This window comes from Acidisoma sp. PAMC 29798 (assembly GCF_030252425.1).
Classification (GTDB): Bacteria; Pseudomonadota; Alphaproteobacteria; order Acetobacterales; family Acetobacteraceae; genus Acidisoma; species Acidisoma cladoniae.
On record NZ_CP126994.1, the window covers coordinates 2,950,773 to 2,972,204 of the forward strand.

The window sequence follows — 21,432 nt, forward strand, 5'->3', positions numbered from 1 at the left end:
TGAAAGATCGGTTGAGATCATGAAATCCGCCAGCGAAGACCGCGCACGGGGCGCCCGATTCCGCTGATGGGGATTTGTTCCTGGGGGCATGGCGAACAGACAAGAATGATGTCCGCCTGTGCCTCCAGCTCGATATAATCGCCGGGCCTCGCCGAAGACGGCCGGTCGCTGAGCCGACCTTCGCCGTCCACGGGAATGTCCATGAACAGGTTCCACGGGCAGGGCACGACCCCATCCGTCATGCCATGCGTCATCAGCAGGCTCAGAAGATTGTCCCGGCAATTGGGATGATGATCGCCCTGGCCCTGCTCCGCGTAACTGCGCGCATCACAGGCGGAACACAGCGTGTCATGCCGCCCGGGCGAGGTATCGGCGATGATGCGTGCCAAGGGGCGTCGCAGGTTGGAGACCAGCTCGTCACCCGGCGCGAAGAAGAGCTTGTAGAGCCGGTCTCGGCAATGCTCCATCGACAGATATTCGAGGAAGTCGCCGGCCGCGAAAATCCAGGTATCCACCACCTGCTGGCCAAGATGGTTGATGATTTGCACACGCTGCCCCGTAGCGATGGGGATGGCAGTGGCGCGACCCGGCGGGATCTCTCCCTCGGTCACGCGGCCACTGCCGTTTCGGCGAAGTGACACAGTGCCTGATGCCCCGGCGTGATCGTGACGGAAGGCGGCGGTGTATGTCGGCAAATCTCCTGCACCATCGGGCAACGCGTGTGGAACTCGCACCCCGAGGGGCGCGACCACAGGCTGGGCACATCGCCCTCGATTGGCGGCGGGGCGCGATGCGCGGGATCGCCACTTGGCTGCGCCGCCAGCAGCGCCCGCGTATAAGGATGCGCAGGACGCCGATAGATATCGGCGGTCGGACCGAATTCGACCAGACGCCCGAGATAGATGATGCCCAGGCGATCCGTGACATGGCGCGCCACGGCAAGGTTATGGGTGATGATGAAGTAACTCAGACCGAATTCCTGCTGCAGTTCGGTCAGCAGATTGAGCAGGTCGCCCTGCACCGACACATCGAGGCCGGCCGTCGGCTCATCCGCGACGATGAGTTTCGGCTTGAGCGCAAGGGCGCGCGCGACGGCAACGCGGCGCGCCTGCCCGCCGCTCAACTCATGCGGATAGCGATCGAGGAAGCGGGACGGCAGCCCGACCGTATCCAACAACTCAGTGGCGCGCTTACGACGATCGAAACGCTCGACCCCCTGGATGATCAGCGGCTCGGTAATGACGGAGGCGATGGTCATGCGCGGATTGAGCGCCGCCAGGGGATCTTGAAAGACCAAGGCGACATCGCGGCGAATGCGTCGCCAGGGGCCATCGCCCCAGCCCTCGGCAGACGCACCATCGACGCGGATTTTGCCGCTCGTCAGCGGCACCAGACCGACGACGGAGCGGCCGAGCGTAGTCTTGCCGCTGCCGCTTTCACCAACGAGGCCGAGCGTCTTGCCGGCATCGAGTTCCAGACTGATGCCGTCGATGACCTTCAAGCGGCCGGGCTGGCGCGCGATCAGGTTCGACAGCCAGTTGCCGGTTTGGAAATGGATGACGGCGTCTTCGATCTCAAGCACGGTCATGCCAGCGGCCGATGGCAATAGGCCCAGCCGCCATCGGGGCCCGTGACAAGCGGCGGCGGCATGGCGGTGCAAACGGCGGCGGCCTCCGCGCAGCGGGGCGCGAAGCTGCAACCGACGCGGATTTCCGACAGATTGGGAATGCTGCCCCGGATGGTCGGCAAGGTGCGCGTGGCCGTCTGCAACAAGGCCGGATCGCAATCGAGGAGTGCGCGGGTATAGGGATGTTGCGGGTGCGCGAATAGCGCCTCGACCGGCCCCGCCTCGACAATCTCACCGGCATACATGACGGCGGCATGGTCACAGAGTTCGGCGACGAGGCCGAGATGATGGGTCACGAAGACGATGGCGCCATCGATGACCGATCGCGTGCGCCGCAGAAGATCGACGATCTGCGCTTCGGTGGTGGCATCCAGCGCCGTTGTGGGCTCATCGGCGATCAGCAGTAGCGGATCGGTAAGCAGAGCGGCGGCGATCGCCACGCGCTGGCGCATACCGCCGGATAGCTCAAAGGGGAATTGCCGCATGCGCTTAGGCGCATCGGAAATGCCGACCCGCGTCAGCATGGCGATGGCGCGCTCACGCCGATCGGCCCGGCTGCGGTCACGCTTATGGTGCTGCACCTCGACCAACAAGGTGCCGATGGAGACGATCGGGTTGAGCGCCGTGAACGGGTCCTGGAAGATCGCGGCAATGCCATTGCCGCGGAGCGCGCGCCGATCGGCTTCGCTCATGGCGACCAGATCGCGGCCCTGGAAACGCAGCGCGCCGGTGGTGCGCGCATTGGTCGGCAGCAGGGCCATCATGGAACTGACGAGGGTGGATTTGCCCGAACCGCTTTCGCCGACCAGGCCCCAGACTTGGCCGCGTTCAATGGTGAGCGTGAGGTTGCGCACAGCATGAACCGGCCCGCCCGGCGTCATGTAATCGATCGACAGGCCATCAAGCTCGATCATCCGCGCCCTCCCCGCAAACGCGGATCAAGAACATCGCGGATCGTCTCACCGAGGAAGTTGAAGCCGAGGGTGGCGAAGACGATGGGCAGGCCGCCGGCGACGACGAGATCGAAATCCTGGCGGATGAAGGAATAGCCGTCGTTGAGAATGCTGCCCCAACTCGGCGTCGGCGGTTGCACGCCGAGGCCGATGAAGCTCAGGCCGGATTCGATGGTGATGACCGTTGTCACATCCATGCTGATGAGCACCAGCAAAGGCCCGAGCAGATTGGGCATGATATGCAGCACGAGGATGCGCGGCACCGACGCCGCCATCGCCCGCGCCGCGAGCACATATTCCGTGCGCTTCAACACGAGCGTTTGGCTGCGCACGACGCGTGCATAGCCGGGCGTGGTGAAGGTCACGATGATGACGATGAGCGTGGTGATGCTGGGGCCGAGGAGCGTGACGATGGCGAGAGCGAAGATGATGACCGGCAGCGACATGACGGAGTCGAAACACAGCAGCAGAATCGCATCGAGCCAGCGCGGCCCATAACCCGCGATCAGGCCGAGAAACAGCCCCGCCGCCGCCGCCAATCCGAGCGACGTGCCGGCCACGGTCATGGCCGTGCGCGTGCCGTAGATGATGCGTGACAGCACATCCCGGCCGATCTGGTCTGTGCCCATCAAATGCTGCCAGGTCGGGCCTTTCAACCGGGCGAAGATATCCATCGTATCGGGGTCATAGGGCGCGACCAGCGGCGCGAAGATCGCCACCAGAATGATGAGCGTGACACAGACCAAGGCGAAGCCACCCATCGGGCGTGACAGAATGGCCTTGAGGAATTCCCAGAACCGTCGCGGGCGTGCGGCGACGGGAATGGGCACGGAAACATCGACGAGCGAGCCCGTCACAGCGACGCCCGCACGCGCGGATCGAGCCAAGCGACCAGCAGATCGGCGATGACGGTGCAAAGAACATAGAGCGCGGTGGTGACCAGCACCGTGCCCATCACCACCGGGAAATTGCGAGAAATGACTGCGTCATAGGTGAGTTTGCCGAGGCCAGGGCGATTGAAGATGATCTCCACCAAGACCGCGCCCGAGAGAAGGCTGCCGACGCCGACACCGAGCACCGTGAGCGTCGGCACGATGGCGATGGGCAGGGCGAAACGGAGCGCGATCCGCCGCTCCCCCACGCCGAAGGCGCGCAGCATGCGCACATGGTTTTCGCCCAGCACTTCGATCATCGAGGCCCGCACGAGGCGCGCCAGATAGCCGACCCAACCAAGCCCGATGGCGAAGGAGGGCATCACCAGATGCAACAGGTTTTGACCGATATCGCCTTCGGGCCCAGCACCCAGGGCGGGCAGCCAATGGAGGCGCACGGCAAAGAGCAGCAGGCCATAGATGGCGATGACGAAGGATGGCAGGGAAATCACCACGGCGGAGCCGATGCCGACGATGCGATCTACCCAGCCGCCCCGCCGAAGGGCGGACCAGCAGCCGAGCGGAATGCCAAGCAGAATCGCCCAGCCGATACCGAAGCCGCTGAGTTCCAGGGTATAGGGCAGCGCTTCGACCACCATCGTCGATACCGGGCGGTGGCTCCAGAGATCCTCGCCGAGGTCACCTTGCAAGGCATTGCCGACGAAGCGCGCGATTTGCACGGGCACGGGCTTGTCGAGACCCATGCGGGCGCGCAATTCCTGGCGCATCTCGGGCGTCGCGCGCGGCCCGAGGGCCACGCTCGCGGGGTCGCCCGGAATCACGTAGACAAGGCTGAACAGCATGATCAGCGTCGCCATCATGATGACGAAGGCCCAGGAAATACGCTGGATTACGTAAGAGAGCATGGCAAAAGAGCCTGATCTTTACGAATTGTCTGAGGATCGCGACGCATCATACGAAGCGGCCCGTGCAGTCGATGACTAATTATTTGGCATTCCGCTTGAGGAATGATCAAATATTGAGCCGCTATGCGTCGTGAACGGGCGATGATAGGGTGTCTCCAGCGACAACTGTCACCAAAGAGCCTAATTAATGTCGTGTATCCTGTATACAGATATTTTTAAGGCACCTGCGCTGGTGGCGGAATACGCGTCGCTTTTCCAGCCTACAGGTCCGTGCGAGGCGTCGCAGGTGCGGCGGTCAGCCGAGCGCTGCAAGAAGTCGCCGCATGGCACCGCTCCCGCGCCTCTTTCGCATTGCGTTCACGCGAAAGAAAGCCTCGAACATGAAAGAAAATCGGGTTGTTGAAAGCCCTAATATCCGGCGGATTGCATTAAGGCGCCTGATATCTCGGCTGTCGTTTCTAAAGGGCGCAATGGGAATGAACTTGCGGACACCGCAATAATGTCGAACGGCCGCGGATTGCCAATCCGCCTCGAACTTCGCTCCCGCTTGCATATTGAACGATGCGGGAAGCTGAAGCCATGATCCTTCAAACGTCTTATTGAGCGCACATTGGTCAATCGACGTGCAATTGATCTTGTAATCACAGCCTTGATCGTGTTGGTCGAGGGCCCTTGCATAGGTATCGAGACAGTCGTCCGTCCAATTCTCTGAAGCAAAGATCAGCAGACCGGCATTGAAATAGCCCAGCGTGGTCGCATCATCGTCTCGTCCGGCAACCCATTGGGACCGCCGGAGCGCGCCTGTATCACTCAAATCAAGATCGACAACGGCCGCGACAGGTGAACTGCCAAAGCTGATGTGATCGACTTTGAGATCGTCGAACACAAGCATGTCACTGTCGAGATAAACAACGCGATCGTACCGCCCAATCAGTTCCTTGGCGACGGAGAGCTTCAAGAGAGTCGGCGTCGTGACGTGGCCGCAGGTCTGGTGCCTCTCCAAATCCGGGTCACCGATCCGACTGAACCTAAGCTCCGTTCCGTATTGATCGAAGACGGCGGCTAAAGACTCTCGCCCCGCCGGCGTAAATTGATAGCAATAAATGTAGATGTGGCAGGGCTGCGGTTGGGACAGGGCAACAGAAAGCGCCGAATGACGCGTCAATTCAAAGCCACGCTCATCGGTCACATAGGCGAAAGCGCTTGTTACATCGACCTTGGGCTGTCGAACTTGGGTCGCGTGGCGACCAAGCGCCTTGCCGCGCACGTCGGCCGTTTCACAGGACGGACACATGCCGTTAGCCCCTACCCGCCGGTCTGCAAACGATCTGCCCAATGAAGAAAACCTGGCCACATCTATGCAAAGTTCAGTGGCTCCAGTCTAAGTCGATAGGTTGCAGACGAATGATGCAGACTAGATAGTGCTTGCCCATACAAAAGCGAGTAGTCCCTAGGGAGTACATCCGGATTGGTTGCAGACAGCATCAAGAAGACCCGATTTTCGTGTCGTCGCCGCTGCTTATAGGACAGCAAATCGACGCGGGACGATCTTCAACCTCAAGATGGCGAGGAGAGCCAATCCCCAACCCGCGACGCCGGCGCTCACTCTCACAGCGAGATCGAGGATAGGCGAATGAAATGCGACTGGCATGTAAGCCACAGCCGAAGCCCCGGCAACCGTCGCCAGAGTGACCGTAATGCCGGGAACGAGGGTGCTGAGCAGGTCCCGGAGAGTCCAATTCGCAAAACGGAGACCCACGACAATTCCGGAGATTGCGAGAAACACGACCACCACGACCTGCACGGCAGCGGCCCCCAAAGCGCCGAAGCGCGCAAAGGCCGCGAACAGAACCAGGGATGCGACGGCCGCGACAACGTTGAATTTGAGGATTTCTGCTGTGCGACCGCGACTGCCCAGCATCGGCTCCAGAAACGTCTGGAACAGGGCGGCCATTCTACCGACGGCCAAAATAGCGACGACCGGAACGGCCGCGCCCCAACCGCCACCGACGAGAAGATGGATAATGCTCCCGCTCAGCAAGGCAAGGCCCGCGAGAGCAGGCCACACGGTCAGCGACAGCGCCATGATGAGGCTTTGCCACTCTTTCCTGAATGTGGCTTCGTCGTGGCCGGCTTTCGAGAAGTGAACCCAGGCCATCGTATTGATCGGCTGATAAACAACCTCACTCACGCCAAGCACCAACCGCGTCGCCAGTCGGTATGCACCGGCGGCGGCGGGATTAACGAGAACACCGATCAGGAAATCTGCACTATACCCGGCGACCATACCGACCATGCGGCCGGCATAGATATTCCCGGCGAAGGACATCGCCGCTTTTGCGGTCACCGCATGCCAACGAAGCAGCGGCACCCGCCGCAGGACGATCATATAGGCGGAGCCGGCAAAGATAATCTGCGCATAGCGATAGATCACGAGCGACCAGATTCCGACGCCGTGCAGAAGTGCGACGAGGCCGCAGGCGCAGGCCAGGGTTTCCGTGATCAACGTCGCCCCATAGAAGGTGTTCAGGCGACCTTGCCGCAACAACAAAGCCTCCTGCCAGCTTGCAACAGCTGCCAGCAATGCAGAGGGCGCGAGTGTCAGCATTAGGCTCAACATGATCGGCGAATGCATGACACCGCTCATCACCGGAGCCATGCCGGCGATCAAAAGACCTCCCGACGCGCTGAAGCCGAGGTTCATCCAGAAGCAGGTGTCGATATCGATGTCTTCGTTGGAATTTTTGACGATGTAATCGTAAATCCCGCCATACATCAAAATCTGCAGGATGATGATGAAGATGCTCGCGATGGCGTAGATTCCATAGTCATGCGTACCGAGCAAACGCGCGGCCACCAGGGCAAGCACCATCGCCGTGACCTGTGACCACCCTCGCGCAAAGACACCGAGGCTTATGGTCCGACCCGTCTTCGAGAATCGCATAGTTCGTCCCAGTTACAGCCACGCGCGCAGACCCTTAGCCGGGCGGCTGCGGAGCGCCGCGACTTTTAACAAGGATGATGCACGCAGGTAATCGCCGCTTTGGAATGCGATACGGCTCATGCGCGCGTCATGACTTCGGAGGTTGCTTCTACCCCAAAGGACGGACTTGTTTTGCAGACCATGGCACCACCAGCGCTTGAAGAAGGTGACCTTGGGTAGCCGGCGGACGGTTCTGTCACCGACTTGCGGATCGTCTGGTGCCATACGGCGAAAGCATAAGGGGATGCTCACGGCAGAGTTCTATATTGATAAAAATCTACCCCCTGATGAGTGACATAGTGATGACTGCAACACGCCCGCGCATCGTGTTCTTCGCGCCGCATTTCGCTGAATATTCGGTGCGGTTGGCTCTTGCCCTCAGCAAACGCGCGCGCGTGCTGTTGATCGTCGAAGGAAAGAACCTGCGCGAAGAATGCAACGCGCGTCTTATTGCCCAAGCGCGCGAAACTCTGGACGTTTCGACATTTGACGGTTGGAGCCGCAAGGGTCGCCTGCTGGCCACCGGTCTGATCACGGCCAGAATCATCGCCTTCCGACCCGATCTGGTTCATGTCCAAGAACAACCTGATAAGCTTCCGGCCCTCATCACATCCTGGCTACGTCGATTTTATCCGGTTTTATTGACGGTTCACGATCCACAGCCCCATACCGGCCGTGACCTGGATTATTCCATGCGCGTCGATGCCTTTCGAAAGCGCCTCCGCGCCGCCGCCTCCGCCTTTCATGTTCATGGCGCCTATTGCCACGCTCAGTTGGTCAATGAACTGGGCATCGCACGGCCTATCACTGTGACGCAGCACGGCGTCATTCTTGTACCCGATGCGGAGCAGCAGATGGAGCCGGTGCCAGGTCGCATCCTCATGTTCGGGCGGATGGAGGCTTATAAGGGCGTCGAGGTTCTTCTGGATGCCGCAGACCTTCTTAGCGAGCGCGGCGTTCCGCACAGAATCGTTTTGGCAGGTCGCGGGCCGGAGCTGGAGCGCCTTCGCGCGCGCAGCGCGTCGATGTCGAACGTGGATGTCATCGACAAATTTCTGACGCCGGCGGAGGCCGTTCGCGAATTCCAACAGGCTTGCGTCGTCGTGACACCCTATGTCAACGCCACGCAAAGCGGTGTCGTCGCGGCGGCTTTCGGCAATACGCGACCGGTCGTCGCTTCGGCCGTCGGCGGCCTCGTCGATGCCGTTCGTGATGACATCAATGGGCTATTGGTCGAACCGGCGCGGCCTGACCGGCTGGCAGACGACCTTGCGCGGGTTGTGATGGATCCGGCGCTACAACACCGACTGTCTGCCGGTGTGCGGACAGCAGCGGTCAGCGATTTCGCCTGGGGCGCGATCGCTGAGAAACTGCATGAGGCCTATCGTGGTCTGATCGCAGTGCGGAAGGCGTCGGCGCCGTCCTGATCACGCAATGCAGTCGTCTTCCTGGAATGGCCGAACCTGATGGCAGGCGATTCGATGAATTTGTAGGTCAGGATGGCCAAAGCGATCGTGATCGCGAAGGTGATCCCAATCATCGGCACGCCCCGGATCTGCGTCTGTAGCAGCACGTAGAGAAGGATCGGGTGCAGGAGGTAGACCGAATAGCTGATCCGGCCCAGGAAAGCACCGGCCGGATGCGCCCAGATCATCGATTTGCGTGTGAAAAAGGGCACGAAGAAGATGACGGCAGCCAAGGCCCAGGAGTCGATCGATGATTGAAAGGTAGAGGTCGGATGACTGCTCGGGAAAAGCTGAAGTCCGGCAAGCAAATTGATGGCGATGGTTGAGACCAAGATCGCGCAGAAGAGGGTAAAAGCTTGGACTGACAGTTCATCCTTGCTGCGGCGGTAGCAGACCAGCCCGAGAACGCAGCAGAGCAACATCGAAAGTCGACCCGTCGGAACATGGAGGCCGAAGGCGCAGCAAAGATCAGCCAATACCGAGACGAGGACGCTGAGGCACACCAGCATCGTGGTCTTCTTGTTCAGAGAGACAAGAAACAGGCCAGAAATCGCAAGATACCAAACAACTTCCAGTGATAACGTCCAGGAACCTCCGACGAAGTCTTCCTGTTTTACATATTCCTGCACGAAGAAAAGATGCGACGTGAAGTTCACCAAGAACGCCTTGACGGAATGAATGTCTCCGCCCGCCTGAACCGCGAATGTCGCGAAGAAAATGACGATGTAGAGCGGATAGATGCGCACCGCGCGATGAAGCCAGAAGAGCTTGAAGTTGGCGGTCTTCTCAAGGCTGAGGGGAATGACGAAGCCGGACACCAGGAAGAACGCGACGACCCCGGTTTCGCCCAATTCGAGGAAACTCGGAATAATGCCCGCAAGCAGATCCTTGGTATTGCCGAGAAGCCCGCTCGCATAGAGGGAATGCTGGAACATGACGGAACAGGCCGCAATGCCGCGGATCGCGTCAATGAAGCCGTAACGGGAGGTCTTGCTGGGATGGGTCATCATGTCACTCACTCAATGGAGCCCGATCCGAGCAAGCGACGGAGAGCCTTCGATTGTGTGGTGAAGATTACAGGGGGGCGGGGCTATCGCCACCTGCCCCTTCAGTCATTGACCATAGGGAGGATGCCGCCACGCCATTCATGACGCTGCGCCGAGCTTCATTCTCGGGCTGCGTCATGCCAGCGTGGCGGTCCCTTTTACTTGCCGTAGAAAACGGTGAAGGACGCCTTCTCGATAGTCGCGAAATGCAGGTAGTAGCCCACCTGCGCACTGGGGGATTCGCCGGTGAGCGGCAGGCTCGGCTCCTTCAGCGCATGGAGCGTAAAGATATAGCGATGCGGCTTGTCGCCTTCCGGCGGACAGGGGCCACCATAACCGGCGCTGCCGAAATCGGTCCGTGCCTCGACGGCACCAGTCGGCAGGCCCGATTTCGCGGGGTGGCTGGCGCCTTCGGAAAGCGAGGAGGCCGTGGCCGGAATATTGACGATGGTCCAATGCCACCAGCCGCTGCCGGTCGGCGCATCGGGGTCATAGACGGTGAGCGCGAAGCTCTTTGTCTCAGCAGGCGCACCCGACCAATGAAGTTCCGGCGACACATTTCCGCCCGTGCAGCCGAAGCTGGAGAAGACATGCCGGTCGGGAACGGTCCCCCCGTCCTGCAAGCTGGTGCTCGCCAAGCTCAATGCCATGATCGTATCTCCTCACCGTTCGCGACCGCAGCATGGTGCGCAGCGAGATGTCATGCCACAGCCCCGACAGCGTCAAGAGCAACCAAAAGTGGTAGAGCCGACCTTGAGCCGTTTTCATGCGCTAGCAGCCAGGCTTTGCGGGCCAGCCCGCCGCCATACCCGGTCAACGCGGCATTGGCGCCGATGACCCGATGGCAGGGCACCACGATAGCAACGGGGTTGGCACCGTTGGCGAGGCCCACAGCCCGGCTGGCTGCGGGGCGGCCGAGTTGTGCAGCCAAACGGCCGTAGCTCACGGTCTGCCCGGCGGGAATGCGGCGCAAAGCGGCCCAAACCTCCCGCTGGAAGGCTGTGCCACCGGTTTCCACCCGAATCGCATTCAGCGCCTCCCAGTCGCCCGCGAAGAAGGCGCGAAGGGGCTGCGCGATCGCAGCCGGGGCCGGCGCCTCGGTCAGCACGACGCTGCCGTAATGCAGGCGTAGCAGGCGCTGCATCCGGGGCTCGTAATCCCAGAAATCGAGGGCACGCAGGGTATCGCCCGCGAATACCAGCAGGATCTCGCCCAGGGGCGACTCGAAGCGATCAAGCGACAGGTTCATCAGTCTTCCTTTCGAGGGCGGGAGAGGGCGACAGCCGCAGCGCCACCATCCAGAGGTGCATCGCGGCATAGGCCCGCCAGGGGCGCCACGCCTCGGCGCGAGCCATGAGATCGCGGTCGTTCAGACCAAGGGCGCGTTGCAGGCCGACATCCTTGGGCGGAAAGGCATCCGGCTCCCTCAAGGCAAACAGCGCGATGCAGCCTGCGGTCCAGGGACCGATGCCGCCGATGGCGCAAAGGCTGCGGATCGACAGATCCAGCCCCTCCCCGCGCTCCAGTAAGCCAGGCGAATCCGCCGCCGCCTTGGCGAGATTGACGATCGCTGCCGCGCGGGCGCGCGGCATATTGAGGTGCAGGCTGATCGTCTCCGCCTCCGCCACCAAGCGTTCGGGACTGGGAAAGAGACCGGTCAGGCCCGGAATGCCGGTCTCGACCGGCGTGCCGAATTGCGTGACGAGCTTGGCCGCGAGCGTCTTGCCAGCGACCACGCTGACTTGCTGGCCGAGGATCACGCGCACGGCGAGTTCGAAGCCATCCCAGGCGCCGGGCACCCGCAGGCCCGGTCGCGCGGCGACCAAAGGCGCCATGGCCGGGTCTTCTGCCAGCACGGAATCGATCGGCGCCGGGTCGGCCCCAAGGTCGAAAATGCGGCGAAGACGCGCGACGATGCGCGGCAGGAAGCGGATCGCCGGGAAATCGATTCGCGCCTGAAGGCTGGTCGGGCCGAGGGGCGAGACCGCCACGGTGCCATGATGGCCGCCCAGGGTGATGATGCGGCGATAGCAATCGGGCGTGACGCTTTCGACGCCCGGAATGGCATGGGCCGTCAGCACGGCGATCATGCCCAGCCAATCATAGGGCGGCCGGAAGGGCAGGCTGAGCGTCAGCCCCTTATCGGTCGGCCGGCGCGTGCCGCGCCGCATGGCGCTCGGCGCCTGGCCATAAAGCGAGACAAAGACATGGTTGAAGCGGCGCAGGCTACCGAAGCCGGCAGCCAGGGCAACCTCGGTCAAAGGCAGATCGGTTTCGGTCACCAATTGGCGAGCGAGCAGGTTGCGGCGGGTTTGTGCGACGGCCTTCGGGCTGGCGCCGAGATGGGTCGCGAACAGCCGACGCAATTGCCGCTCCCCCAAACCAAGACGGGCGGCGAGGCTGTCGCCATCCTCGTTCTCGCCCTCGGCGATGATGGCCATGGCGCGGTCCATGACGCGATTGGCCGGCGCGGTGGCGGGTGCGCGCTCCGGCCGGCAGCGCAGGCAGGAGCGAAACCCCGCCACCTCAGCGGCGGCAGCGCTGCGGTAGAAGGTGATGTTTTGGCGCTTAGGTGTGGTAGCGGGGCAAACCGGACGGCAATAAATGCCGGTGGTGCGCACGCCGGTGAAGAACTGCCCGTCGAAACGGGCATCCCGCGTCAGCAAGGCGCGGTAGCAAATCTCCGGGTCGAGGGTGTTCGTGGTGAGCATGGCGGGATCATAACCGCCCGCGCCGCCCTCCGCTCGCCGTTTTCGGACATCAACGCCCGGCCGCGATCTCCGCCGCAGCCGCAGCCTCGGCATCCACCTTCACCTGTCGGCCACTCCACCAGCCCGCCAGAAGCGAACCGGACAAATTATGCCACACCGAGAAGATGGCGCCCGGCAAGGCCGCCATCGGAGTGAAATAAAGCTTGCCCAAGGTCGCTGCGAGGCCGGAATTTTGCATGCCCACTTCGAGGGCGAGGGTGCGGCAAATGCGCTCATCGAAGCCCAGGAGCTTGCCACCAAAATAGCCGCCGAGAAGGCCGACTGCATTGTGCAAAATGACGGCGACGAGCACGAGCGGTCCCACCAGGGCGATGCTTTTCGCCGTTCCTGCGACGACGGCCGCGATAATCAGCAGAATGGCGGCCATCGAGACCAAGGGCAGCACAGGTTCGATTCGTCGCACAGGGCGGCGGGCGACGACATTGACGATGACGCCCAGCGCCACCGGGATGAGCACGATGCGGACGATGCTCAGCAGCAGCTTCAGCACAGGCACCGCGATGCCGGCATCGACGTACAGCCGCGTCAGCAGCGGCGTCGCGACCACGCCCACCAGCGTGGATACCGCGCTGATGGTCACGGACAGCGCCACATCGCCCTTGGCGATATAGACCATGACGGTCGAGGAAGTGCCGCTGGCGACCGAGCCCACCAGCACCATGCCGACGGCGAGATCGGGCGGCATATGCAGCAGCTTGGCGATAAGCCAAGCAGCCAAAGGCATGATGAGGTAATGCAGCCCGATGCCCGCCGCGACCGGCGCCGGCTGTTTCGCCACACGCTTGAAGTCGGCCGGCGTGAGCGTCATGCCCATGGCGAACATGATGATGCCGAGCAGCGTGGTGACCCAAGGTCCGAGCGGCTTGAAGACCGGCGGCGCCATGAAGGCGAGAATGGCGATGAGCAAAGCCCAAAGCGGAAAAAGGCGCGTGATGGTTCGCACGGCAATATCCTTAGGCGCAATAATATTGCCGTCTAACCCATGCGCCTGAATTGATCGAGCGGCTCGGGCCCCTTCAGCTTACCGAAATAGGCGCCCCTGCCCCGCTCAATGGACCGGATGGCGCGCCTGCCAGCGGCGCATTTCGGCGATTTCCTGGTTTTGCGCGGCGATGATGTCCTTCGCCATCCGCCTCAAGATAGGGTCGCGGCCGTAGCGCAACTCGACCTCTGCCATGGACACAGCGCCCACGTGATGCGGCAGCATCATCGCGACGAAATCCTGGTCCGGGTTGCCGGTCATCGGGGCGCTGCTCATTGCATGGTTCATCTTGGCCATGCCGGCCATCATGTCGCGGTCGGCAGCGCTGGGTGCGTTCATGCCCGGCGTGGACATGCCCGGCATGGATGACATCGCGTTTTGAGCAAAGGCCGGTGAAGCGATCAACAGGGCGGCGCAAACGAGGGGCAAAAGGCGCATAGTCGGTTTCCTTCTGTAAGAAGAGCCGAGCATAGGGCTTGCCACTATGGGAAGGTCCAGCGCCACCGGCGACGCAGGAAGCTGAGGGGACGGTCAGGCGCTTGAAAGGCTCAGCCGGACAAAAACTGCAATGCCGCGACAGGGGCCGGCCGACTGAAGAGATAGCCCTGCCCGAGATCGCATCCCGCAGCCGTTACCATCTTGGCCTGATCCTCCGTCTCGATGCCCTCAGCGACACTCGCCATACCGAGGCTTTGGGCGAGGCTGGTCACCGCCACAATGACGGCGGATGAATGCGGATCGCTTCCGAGATCGGCGATGAACGACCGATCGATCTTGATCTTGTTGAAGGGCAAACGGCGCAGATAGCCAAGCGACGAATAGCCTGTTCCGAAATCGTCGAGCACAAGACGTACGCCCATGTCGCTGACGTGCCTGAGATCGCGAAGCATCATCGCGTCATCACGGAGGAAGATCGATTCGGTGACTTCAAGCTCCAGTCGATGGGGCTCAAGACCCGATGCTTGCAACGCCGTCGTCACGGTCGCGGCGAGGTTGCCCCGACCAAGCTGCGCCGCAGACACATTGACGGCCACGGTGATGTCTGACCGCCAGTTCCTCGCGTCCATACAGGCCTGCTTAATCACCCAATCACCAATCGGCACGATCAGGCCGGATTCTTCGGCCACCGGAATGAACTGATCTGGAAAGACCAGGCCGAGCACACCGTGCCGCCACCGTAAAAGCGCCTCGACGCCGACAACCCGCCCCGCTGCCAAAGCGGTGATGGTTTGATAATGCAACTCGAACTCGCCGCGGCCGAGCGCTTCGCGCAGTTCAGCCTCAACCTCACGGCGGCGCGTGGATTCCGCTTCCAAATCCGCATCAAAGAACCGGTAGTCGTTCTTGCCGTTGGCCTTGACCTTGTAGAGGGCGGTATCCGCATTGCGGATTAAAGTATCCGGATCCGAACCGTGGTCGGGCGCCTTCGCGATTCCGATGCTCGCACTCAGATCGATCATCATGCCATTAATGCGATACGGCTGTCGCACGACCTCAAGCAAGCGATCGGCGATCATCGTTGACACCGCATGATGTTCACGATCGGCACGAACCAGAATCGCGAACTCATCGCCGCCCAGGCGCGCGACGATGTCGACATCGCGGACAGCCGATTGAATACGGACCGCGACGGATTTCAGAATCGCGTCCCCGGTGCTGTGATTGAATGTGTCGTTGATGGCCTTAAAGCGATCGAGGTCGAGCACGAAGACCCAGAAGGGCTCACCCGACCGCGTCGACTGCTTCAGTGCATGACCCAGATGCTTCCTCATCTCACCACGATTGGGCAGGCCGGTCAGGGGGTCATGATGCGCCGCGAATGCGATACGTTCACTGACGGCACGGCGTTCGTCGATGTCGATATAGACGCCACTGACCCGCTCTGCGGTTCCGTTTTCAGACCATTGCGTGACCCGCCCAGTTGATAAGACCCAACGCCAGCGACCGGCACCGTCCCGATGTCGCATTTCGTTGACGAGCTGGTCTTTTCGTTCGGCGAAGAAGGCCTGTCGGTTCGCCCGGACCTGCGGCAGGTCATCAGGATGTATCATCCGGTCGGCGACGTCATCACCGATCATGTCCTGCGGCCGGGCAAAGCCGAGATAGGCCCACCATTCGTGGCTGGTCCAAAAAAGATCGTCTGTAACGTTCCAATCCCACAACCCGATATGGGCGCTCTCGACCGCGAGAGTGAGGCGCCGATTGGTCGCCATGATCTCCTGACGTCTGGCCACGGCATCCGTGACGTCGCGAATGAAGGCGACGAGTGTCGTTCCGCCGCCATTCACGTTATTGGATAGGACGGGCTGAAGATCGATACTCAACCACAGCGACCCCCCAGCGGCACCTGAGCCGGCCGCACCTAAGCCAGCCAACTCACAGGAATAGGGTTGCAGCGCGGCGATCGATGACGAGAGACCCGCGATCGCTTCGGTATTGTGGCGATCAACCTTAAAAAGGGAGATGAGCGGCCGCCCGATCGCGTCCGTCGCCGTCGCGCCGGCGACGCGCTCAAGACCCGCATTGCCCCAAAGCACAGCCCCCGCGCTGTCGGTGATGACAACGCCATAGGCGGTGAGGTTAGCGATAGGGGTTAGGTCGTTCGCCTCACGCGCGGAGCGCGAGCTTGGGCCAGAGCCCGCATCGGACGACGTCATCTGAGACTTTGCAAGGAGCGCACTACCGTTCTTTTCGGTTGAATATCTACCGAAGGATGCAAAAACGCAATCAGCGATAGATCAAGCCCCCCGGGGCGGGACCCCGCCCTCAGTCTCAGTGAGACTGGAGACCCATCAAGGCACGGCGGAAGCTGGCGGCCAAGCTGCGGAAGACGATGATGTCATAGGTTGGCGCGTCGTCGATCTGCCAAAGATGGACGTTGATATGCGCGGCATTCGTCAAAGCCGTATCCCCAGGCACAAAGACTCTCGGATGCAGGTCGATGCCGATCAGCGTCGCCAGCATACCGCGCGCGCCAGCGCCCGAGACGCGAAAGGTCGTACGACCCGCCCCCTGATCCGTTATCGCTGCAAGCGCGCCGAGATGCGCGCGCAATTCGCCCGCCAAGTTCGTCGTGGAAGGGGAGGTCACCAGCCAGCGATCAGGTCCCGCCCAAATAAAGGCAAGCGCACCCGCTTCGATCCGCTTCGGTCGTGTGGGCAATTCCAGGTCCCACTTGGCCCGCACCGCATCCGACAGCGGCACGACGCCAGCACGAGAGGCCGTGAGACTCACCATCTCGATGCCGCTCGGCTCCTCAATCGTGACATCCTGAAACGACTCAACCACGGAGGCGTTCTCCCTTCGGATCGACAAAGACCGGCGAGACGACCTCCACTTCGATGACACGACCGCGCAGCGGATCATGCGCCGCCACGATCTCCCCATGGCGCGATGGCCCATGCGCCAATAGACCAAGGCCGATCCAAGTGCCGAGGGTCGCGGACCATGCAGTCGAGGTCAGCCACCCCTGGTCATGTGCCGCGACGCCCGCCACGCCCCGTGGCAGCAGATGCGCGCCCGCAGGCAGCGACACCGCAGGATCGACAGACCGGAGACCCACAAGGGTCGGCCGCGCAGGATCGGTCAACACAGGCCGCGACGCCATCGCACGACCGATGAAGTCCTTCTTGCTCGAAACAAGTTTCCCGAGGCCGAGATCATGTGCGGTTGTCTGACCATTCAACTCCGCGCCGGCGGCATGCCCCTTTTCGATGCGCAGAACGCCCAGCGCCTCGGTGCCATAGGGCGTGACGCCGAAGTCCTTGCCCGAAGCCATCAGCGTGCGGACCAGCGCATCGCCATGATCGGCCGGAACTGCGAGTTCGTAGGCAAGTTCGCCCGAAAAGGAAATCCGAAACAGCCGTGCCTCCAACCCGCCCATAATGGTGATGGCGGCGGCACCCATATACGGCATCGCGGCATCGGAGAGATCGGTGGTTGCGTCCACAATTCGGCGCAGCAAATCCCGCGCGCGCGGTCCGGCGACCGCGATCTGCGCCCATTGCTCGGTCACCGAGATCATCTGCACATCGAGGTCAGGCCAAAGCCATTGATGGCAATATTCGAGGTGCTGCAAGACGCCGGCCGCGTTCGCGGTCGTCGTCGTCATGACATAGTGCGTCTCGTCCAGACGCGCCGTTGTGCCGTCATCGAAGACGAAGCCATCCTCGCGGAGCATGAGCCCATAGCGCACGCGACCGACCGCCAGGCTCTTCCAGGCATTGGTATAGACCCGCTCCAGAAACTCCGCCGCGTCGCTCCCCTGGATATCGATCTTGCCGAGGGTCGTGACATCGCAGATGCCAACGGCGTTGCGCACCGCCAGAACCTCGCGGTTCACGGTCTCCTGCCAACCGGTTTCGCCCGCGCGGGGATACCATTGCGCACGCAACCATTGGCCGGCCTCGGTAAAGACGGCGCCCTGCTCCACCGCCCATTGATGGGTCGGCGGAAGACGTGTGGGCCTGAACTCGCGCCCCCGGTGGTGACCGGCGAAAGCACCGATGGCAACGGGCTGCACCGGCGGGCGGATCAGCGTCGTGCCCGTGTCGGGGATGGAACGTCCGGTCAGTTCCGCCATGATCGCCAAGGCATTGACGTTGGAGGTCTTGCCCTGGTCGGTCGCCATGCCGAGGGTCGTGTAGCGCTTCATATGCTCGACAGAACGGAAACCTTCTTGCTCGGCGAGCTTGATGTCCTTGGCGGTGACATCGTTCTGAAAATCGACGAAGGCTTTGCCCGAGAGTTTCCCGCCCGAATGCCACAGCGGCGCGATGCCTGTGGTCTCGGTCGCGGCCTTCGGTAGCAGCGCCTCAGGGCTCACGAAGCCGCACTCCGTCGCGGCGGCGGCGCCGAGCCGCCCACCATCCGCAAGCGCATCGGCCGTGCTGAAATGACCAGCGGCGGCACCGGCCACGCTCATGCCCGGTGGCGACTGGCCGGGAAGGAAGGCGCAGAGCGCCGCGTCATAGACCGGTTTCGCACCGAAATGCGTGGTGAGATGAAGGCTCGGGTTCCAGCCGCCGGACATGGCGAGCAGGTCGCAAGCCACAGTCTCGCGCCGCCCGGTCGCGTGGGTGATCTCGACCGCGCGGAGGCCACGCCCGCCGGAAGCGCGCGTCACGAGGCTGCCCGATCGCGAGTCGACTACGGCCGCCACGGTCACCCCCGCAGCGGTGAGATCCGCTGCCGTCCGGCCGGCGTCATCATTATTCGCGAAAACCACGGCCGTGCGGCTGGGCAGGACCGCGTAGCGATTGAGGTATCCGCGCACCGCGCCGGCCAACATGACGCCGGGCGTGTCATTGCCCTCGAACACCACCGGCCGCTCGATCGCGCCTGCCGCCAAAACGCATCGCTTGGCGACGATCCGCCACAGGCGCTGGCGCGGCTGATGCGGCGGCGGCACCGGCAGATGATCGGCCACCCGCTCCAACGCGCCATAAGTGCCACCATCATAAACGCCGAAGACGGATGTGCGGCGCATCACCACCACCTCGTACAACGCGGCCAGTTCAGCCTCCGCCTGCGCGACCCAGTCGAGCGCGGGCGCATCATCGAGGGTCAGACGCTCACTCAACAGCCGACCGCCGAGGCGGAAATCCTCCTCGCACAGGATCACGCGCGCGCCGCTGCGGCCTGCGGTCAGCGCCGCCATCAAGCCGGCTGGCCCGCTGCCAATCACGAGCACATCACAGAAGGCGGTTGCCTTCTCGTAATGGTCCGGGTCCGCTTCATCGGCGGCGCGGCCGAGGCCGGCGGCGCGGCGGATCAGCGGTTCATAGAGTTTTTCCCAGAAAGACGCTGGCCACATGAAGGTCTTGTAGTAGAAGCCGGCGCCGAGGATTGGCGCCACCACGGCATTGATCGACAGCAGATCGAGGCCGAGCGAGGGCCAGCGGTTCTGGCTGCGGGCGACAAGACCGTCATAAAGCTCAGCGATCGTCGCCCGGGTATTGGCCTCGCGCCGCGCACCGTCGCGCAACTCCACGATGGCATTCGGCTCCTCGGGTCCGGCGGAGAGGATGCCGCGCGGGCGATGGTATTTGAACGACCGCCCGACGAGGCGAACACCATTGGCGAGAAGAGCGGAGGCGAGCGTGTCGCCGGGATGACCGGCCAAGGCCCGGCCGTCGAAGTGGAAAGTCTCGACTTTGGTGCGGTCAATGAGGCCGCCTTCGGCGCGCCGAAAAGGCTGAGTCATGAAGCGTCCCTCGCAAGCGCGACATCGCGGGCCAAGGCCACGCCGAGGATGGCGTGAGTGCGGGTATCGCGCGTCACCACCAGCCAGGACCGGCAGCCGCTGCCGTGGTACCAGAGTTCCTTGTGGGGGCCGGCCGGATTGTCCCGCAGATAGACATAGTCCGACCACGCGGCGGTGGGCACGGCGCCGCCATCCGTCGGGCGATGGCGCGTCGCGTCACCGAGATAGGAGAATTCATCGACGCCGCGGTCGCCGCAGCAGACACAGGGGATGCGCATGGCGGCCTCGTCAGTGCAGGTTCGGTTGGGCGCCGACGCCCTTTTCGTCGACCACCGCGCCACGCGCGAAGCGATCGAGGCGCAGCAGTGTTCCGACCGGATGCGGCTCATCCCGCGCCAGAAGATGCGCGAAGCAGAGGCCAGAGGCGGGCGTCGCCTTGAACCCGCCATAGCACCAGCCGGCATTGAGATAGAGGCCATCGATCGGCGTACGATCGATGATCGGGCTGCCGTCCATGGACATATCCATCACCCCGCCCCAGTGGCGCAGCATACGCACGCGGCCGATGCGCGGCATCAGGGCCATGCCGCTTTCGCAGACATCCTCGATCACCGGCATATTCCCGCGACTGGCATAGGAATTGTAGCCGTCGATATCGCCGCCGAAGACAAGGCCGCCCTTATCGGACTGGCTGATGTAGAAATGCCCGGCCCCGAAGGTGATGACGCCATCGATGAAGGGTTTCAGCCCCTCCGACACAAACGCCTGCAAGACATGGCTTTCGATCGGCAGCCGCAGCCCGGCGAGGGCCGCGACGCGGGAAGAATTGCCCGCGCAGGCGAGGCCGATCTTGCCGGCCCTGATCGCGCCCCGCGTGGTGTCGATACCAACGGCGCGGCCCTGCTCGATGGTTATTCCGGTGACCTCGCAATTCTGGATGATGTCCACGCCCAGCCTGTCGGCGGCGCGGGCATAGCCCCAGGCGACCGCATCATGCCGCGCCGTGCCGCCACGTTTCTGGAGCAAGCCGCCCAGGATGGGAAAGCGCGCATTCGCATAGTCGAGGAAGGGCAGCATCGCGCGCACCGCTGTCTGGTCGAGCAGCTCGGCATCGATTCCTTGCAGACGCATGGAATTGCCGCGCCGGACATAGGCATTGCGCTGCGCATCGGAGTGAAACAGGTTGAGCACGCCACGCTGGCTGACCATGGCGTTGTAATTGATGTCCTGTTCCAGCCCTTCCCAAAGCTGCATCGACTGTTCGTAGAAGGGCACGTTGCCCGGCAGCAGGTAGTTGGAGCGGATGATGGTGGTGTTGCGCCCGACATTGCCGCCGCCGATCCAGCCGCGCTCGACGACGGCGACCTTCTTGGCGCCATAGCGGCTGGCCAAGTAGAAGGCCGTCGCCAGGCCGTGGCCCCCGCCACCGACGATGATGATATCGTAAGCGCTCTGCGGCGCGGCATCCCGCCAGGCCGGTTTCCAGCCTGTCTGGCCACGCAGCGCTTCGCGCAGGAGGGAAAAGACGGAATAGCGGTCGGCGCTCATGCGAAGCCTTGCCTTTGGTGGATATAACGAAAGTTTATGATGTGAGGCAATGG

General features: G+C 62.6%; 19 protein-coding genes. 1 reads left to right on the forward strand and 18 read right to left on the reverse strand.

What is annotated here, in order from left to right; translation table 11 throughout:
• Positions 1 to 17: 17 nt before the first annotated feature.
• The 7 genes from QP803_RS14205 to QP803_RS14235 form a co-directional block, all read right to left on the reverse strand.
• On the reverse strand, positions 18 to 611 hold the full coding sequence (locus tag QP803_RS14205; protein ID WP_284944122.1) for a DUF1989 domain-containing protein: 594 nt from the start codon (positions 609 to 611) through the stop codon (positions 18 to 20).
• Positions 608 to 1,588 carry an ABC transporter ATP-binding protein gene (locus tag QP803_RS14210; RefSeq protein WP_284944123.1) on the reverse strand — a complete coding sequence of 327 codons (981 nt, stop codon included), beginning with the start codon at positions 1,586 to 1,588 and terminating at the stop codon, positions 608 to 610. Before QP803_RS14210 ends, QP803_RS14205 begins: the two co-directional genes overlap by 4 nt.
• Positions 1,585 to 2,541 carry an ABC transporter ATP-binding protein gene (locus QP803_RS14215; protein WP_284944124.1) on the reverse strand — a complete coding sequence of 319 codons (957 nt, stop codon included), beginning with the start codon at positions 2,539 to 2,541 and terminating at the stop codon, positions 1,585 to 1,587. Before QP803_RS14215 ends, QP803_RS14210 begins: the two co-directional genes overlap by 4 nt.
• On the reverse strand, positions 2,538 to 3,437 hold the full coding sequence (locus QP803_RS14220) for an ABC transporter permease (protein ID WP_284944125.1): 900 nt from the start codon (positions 3,435 to 3,437) through the stop codon (positions 2,538 to 2,540). Before QP803_RS14220 ends, QP803_RS14215 begins: the two co-directional genes overlap by 4 nt.
• The gene (locus QP803_RS14225) at positions 3,434 to 4,378 is read right to left on the reverse strand and encodes an ABC transporter permease (RefSeq protein ID WP_284944126.1); all 945 of its coding nucleotides are present in this window, start codon (positions 4,376 to 4,378) and stop codon (positions 3,434 to 3,436) included. The genes QP803_RS14220 and QP803_RS14225 overlap by 4 nt, the downstream gene beginning before the upstream one ends.
• Before the next feature lie 295 nt (positions 4,379 to 4,673).
• Entirely contained in the window at positions 4,674 to 5,645 is a 972-nt protein-coding gene (locus QP803_RS14230; RefSeq protein WP_284944127.1) for a glycosyltransferase family 8 protein, read from the reverse strand.
• Positions 5,646 to 5,897: 252 nt separating this feature from the next.
• Positions 5,898 to 7,322 carry an oligosaccharide flippase family protein gene (locus QP803_RS14235; RefSeq protein ID WP_284944128.1) on the reverse strand — a complete coding sequence of 475 codons (1,425 nt, stop codon included), beginning with the start codon at positions 7,320 to 7,322 and terminating at the stop codon, positions 5,898 to 5,900.
• 341 nt (positions 7,323 to 7,663) lie between these two features.
• On the opposite strand from QP803_RS14235, the gene QP803_RS14240 reads away from it, so the two are divergent.
• Entirely contained in the window at positions 7,664 to 8,788 is a 1,125-nt protein-coding gene (locus QP803_RS14240) for a glycosyltransferase family 4 protein (protein WP_284944129.1), read from the forward strand.
• On the opposite strand, the gene QP803_RS14245 is transcribed toward QP803_RS14240, so the two are convergent.
• From QP803_RS14245 to QP803_RS14295, 11 genes are all read right to left on the reverse strand, one after another.
• The gene (locus QP803_RS14245) at positions 8,743 to 9,837 is read right to left on the reverse strand and encodes an acyltransferase family protein (protein ID WP_284944130.1); all 1,095 of its coding nucleotides are present in this window, start codon (positions 9,835 to 9,837) and stop codon (positions 8,743 to 8,745) included. The genes QP803_RS14240 and QP803_RS14245 overlap by 46 nt on opposite strands.
• A 194-nt stretch (positions 9,838 to 10,031) precedes the next feature.
• Positions 10,032 to 10,523 (reverse strand): YbhB/YbcL family Raf kinase inhibitor-like protein, encoded by a 492-nt coding sequence (locus QP803_RS14250; RefSeq protein ID WP_284944131.1) that lies wholly within the window; start codon positions 10,521 to 10,523, stop codon positions 10,032 to 10,034.
• 50 nt (positions 10,524 to 10,573) lie between these two features.
• Positions 10,574 to 11,122 (reverse strand): methylated-DNA--[protein]-cysteine S-methyltransferase, encoded by a 549-nt coding sequence (locus tag QP803_RS14255; RefSeq protein WP_284944132.1) that lies wholly within the window; start codon positions 11,120 to 11,122, stop codon positions 10,574 to 10,576.
• Complete coding sequence (locus QP803_RS14260; RefSeq protein WP_284944133.1) at positions 11,106 to 12,584, reverse strand: DNA-3-methyladenine glycosylase 2 family protein; 1,479 nt, start codon at positions 12,582 to 12,584, stop codon at positions 11,106 to 11,108. Before QP803_RS14260 ends, QP803_RS14255 begins: the two co-directional genes overlap by 17 nt.
• Before the next feature lie 49 nt (positions 12,585 to 12,633).
• Positions 12,634 to 13,587: a ketopantoate/pantoate/pantothenate transporter PanS gene (gene panS, locus QP803_RS14265; protein ID WP_284944134.1), complete on the reverse strand. Its 954-nt coding sequence runs from the start codon at positions 13,585 to 13,587 to the stop codon at positions 12,634 to 12,636.
• Between the two features lie 105 nt (positions 13,588 to 13,692).
• A complete protein-coding gene (gene copM, locus QP803_RS14270) occupies positions 13,693 to 14,130 on the reverse strand; it encodes a CopM family metallochaperone (RefSeq protein WP_284944135.1) in 438 nt (145 codons plus the stop codon).
• Positions 14,131 to 14,174: 44 nt separating this feature from the next.
• The gene (locus tag QP803_RS14275) at positions 14,175 to 16,283 is read right to left on the reverse strand and encodes a putative bifunctional diguanylate cyclase/phosphodiesterase (protein WP_284944136.1); all 2,109 of its coding nucleotides are present in this window, start codon (positions 16,281 to 16,283) and stop codon (positions 14,175 to 14,177) included.
• A 115-nt stretch (positions 16,284 to 16,398) separates the two neighbouring features.
• Positions 16,399 to 16,914 carry a sarcosine oxidase subunit gamma gene (locus tag QP803_RS14280; protein WP_284944137.1) on the reverse strand — a complete coding sequence of 172 codons (516 nt, stop codon included), beginning with the start codon at positions 16,912 to 16,914 and terminating at the stop codon, positions 16,399 to 16,401.
• Complete coding sequence (locus QP803_RS14285; RefSeq protein WP_284944138.1) at positions 16,907 to 19,831, reverse strand: sarcosine oxidase subunit alpha family protein; 2,925 nt, start codon at positions 19,829 to 19,831, stop codon at positions 16,907 to 16,909. The genes QP803_RS14280 and QP803_RS14285 overlap by 8 nt, the downstream gene beginning before the upstream one ends.
• Complete coding sequence (locus QP803_RS14290; RefSeq protein WP_284944139.1) at positions 19,828 to 20,109, reverse strand: sarcosine oxidase subunit delta; 282 nt, start codon at positions 20,107 to 20,109, stop codon at positions 19,828 to 19,830. Before QP803_RS14290 ends, QP803_RS14285 begins: the two co-directional genes overlap by 4 nt.
• A gap of 10 nt (positions 20,110 to 20,119) precedes the next feature.
• Positions 20,120 to 21,379 (reverse strand): sarcosine oxidase subunit beta family protein, encoded by a 1,260-nt coding sequence (locus tag QP803_RS14295; RefSeq protein WP_284944140.1) that lies wholly within the window; start codon positions 21,377 to 21,379, stop codon positions 20,120 to 20,122.
• Between the last annotated feature and the right edge of the window lie 53 nt (positions 21,380 to 21,432).

What these genes read in the sequence shown, in the direction of transcription:
- QP803_RS14210 (WP_284944123.1), bottom strand. Translation starts at nt 1,588, where the DNA reads ATGACCGTGCTTGAGATCGAAGACGCCGTCATCCATTTCCAAACCGGC.
- QP803_RS14215 (WP_284944124.1), bottom strand. Translation starts at nt 2,541, where the DNA reads ATGATCGAGCTTGATGGCCTGTCGATCGATTACATGACGCCGGGCGGG.
- QP803_RS14225 (WP_284944126.1), bottom strand. Translation starts at nt 4,378, where the DNA reads ATGCTCTCTTACGTAATCCAGCGTATTTCCTGGGCCTTCGTCATCATG.
- QP803_RS14235 (WP_284944128.1), bottom strand. Translation starts at nt 7,322, where the DNA reads ATGCGATTCTCGAAGACGGGTCGGACCATAAGCCTCGGTGTCTTTGCG.
- QP803_RS14240 (WP_284944129.1), top strand. Translation starts at nt 7,664, where the DNA reads ATGACTGCAACACGCCCGCGCATCGTGTTCTTCGCGCCGCATTTCGCT.
- QP803_RS14245 (WP_284944130.1), bottom strand. Translation starts at nt 9,837, where the DNA reads ATGATGACCCATCCCAGCAAGACCTCCCGTTACGGCTTCATTGACGCG.
- QP803_RS14250 (WP_284944131.1), bottom strand. Translation starts at nt 10,523, where the DNA reads ATGGCATTGAGCTTGGCGAGCACCAGCTTGCAGGACGGGGGGACCGTT.
- QP803_RS14255 (WP_284944132.1), bottom strand. Translation starts at nt 11,122, where the DNA reads ATGAACCTGTCGCTTGATCGCTTCGAGTCGCCCCTGGGCGAGATCCTG.
- QP803_RS14260 (WP_284944133.1), bottom strand. Translation starts at nt 12,584, where the DNA reads ATGCTCACCACGAACACCCTCGACCCGGAGATTTGCTACCGCGCCTTG.
- QP803_RS14275 (WP_284944136.1), bottom strand. Translation starts at nt 16,283, where the DNA reads ATGACGTCGTCCGATGCGGGCTCTGGCCCAAGCTCGCGCTCCGCGCGT.
- QP803_RS14285 (WP_284944138.1), bottom strand. Translation starts at nt 19,831, where the DNA reads ATGACTCAGCCTTTTCGGCGCGCCGAAGGCGGCCTCATTGACCGCACC.
- QP803_RS14290 (WP_284944139.1), bottom strand. Translation starts at nt 20,109, where the DNA reads ATGCGCATCCCCTGTGTCTGCTGCGGCGACCGCGGCGTCGATGAATTC.
- QP803_RS14295 (WP_284944140.1), bottom strand. Translation starts at nt 21,379, where the DNA reads ATGAGCGCCGACCGCTATTCCGTCTTTTCCCTCCTGCGCGAAGCGCTG.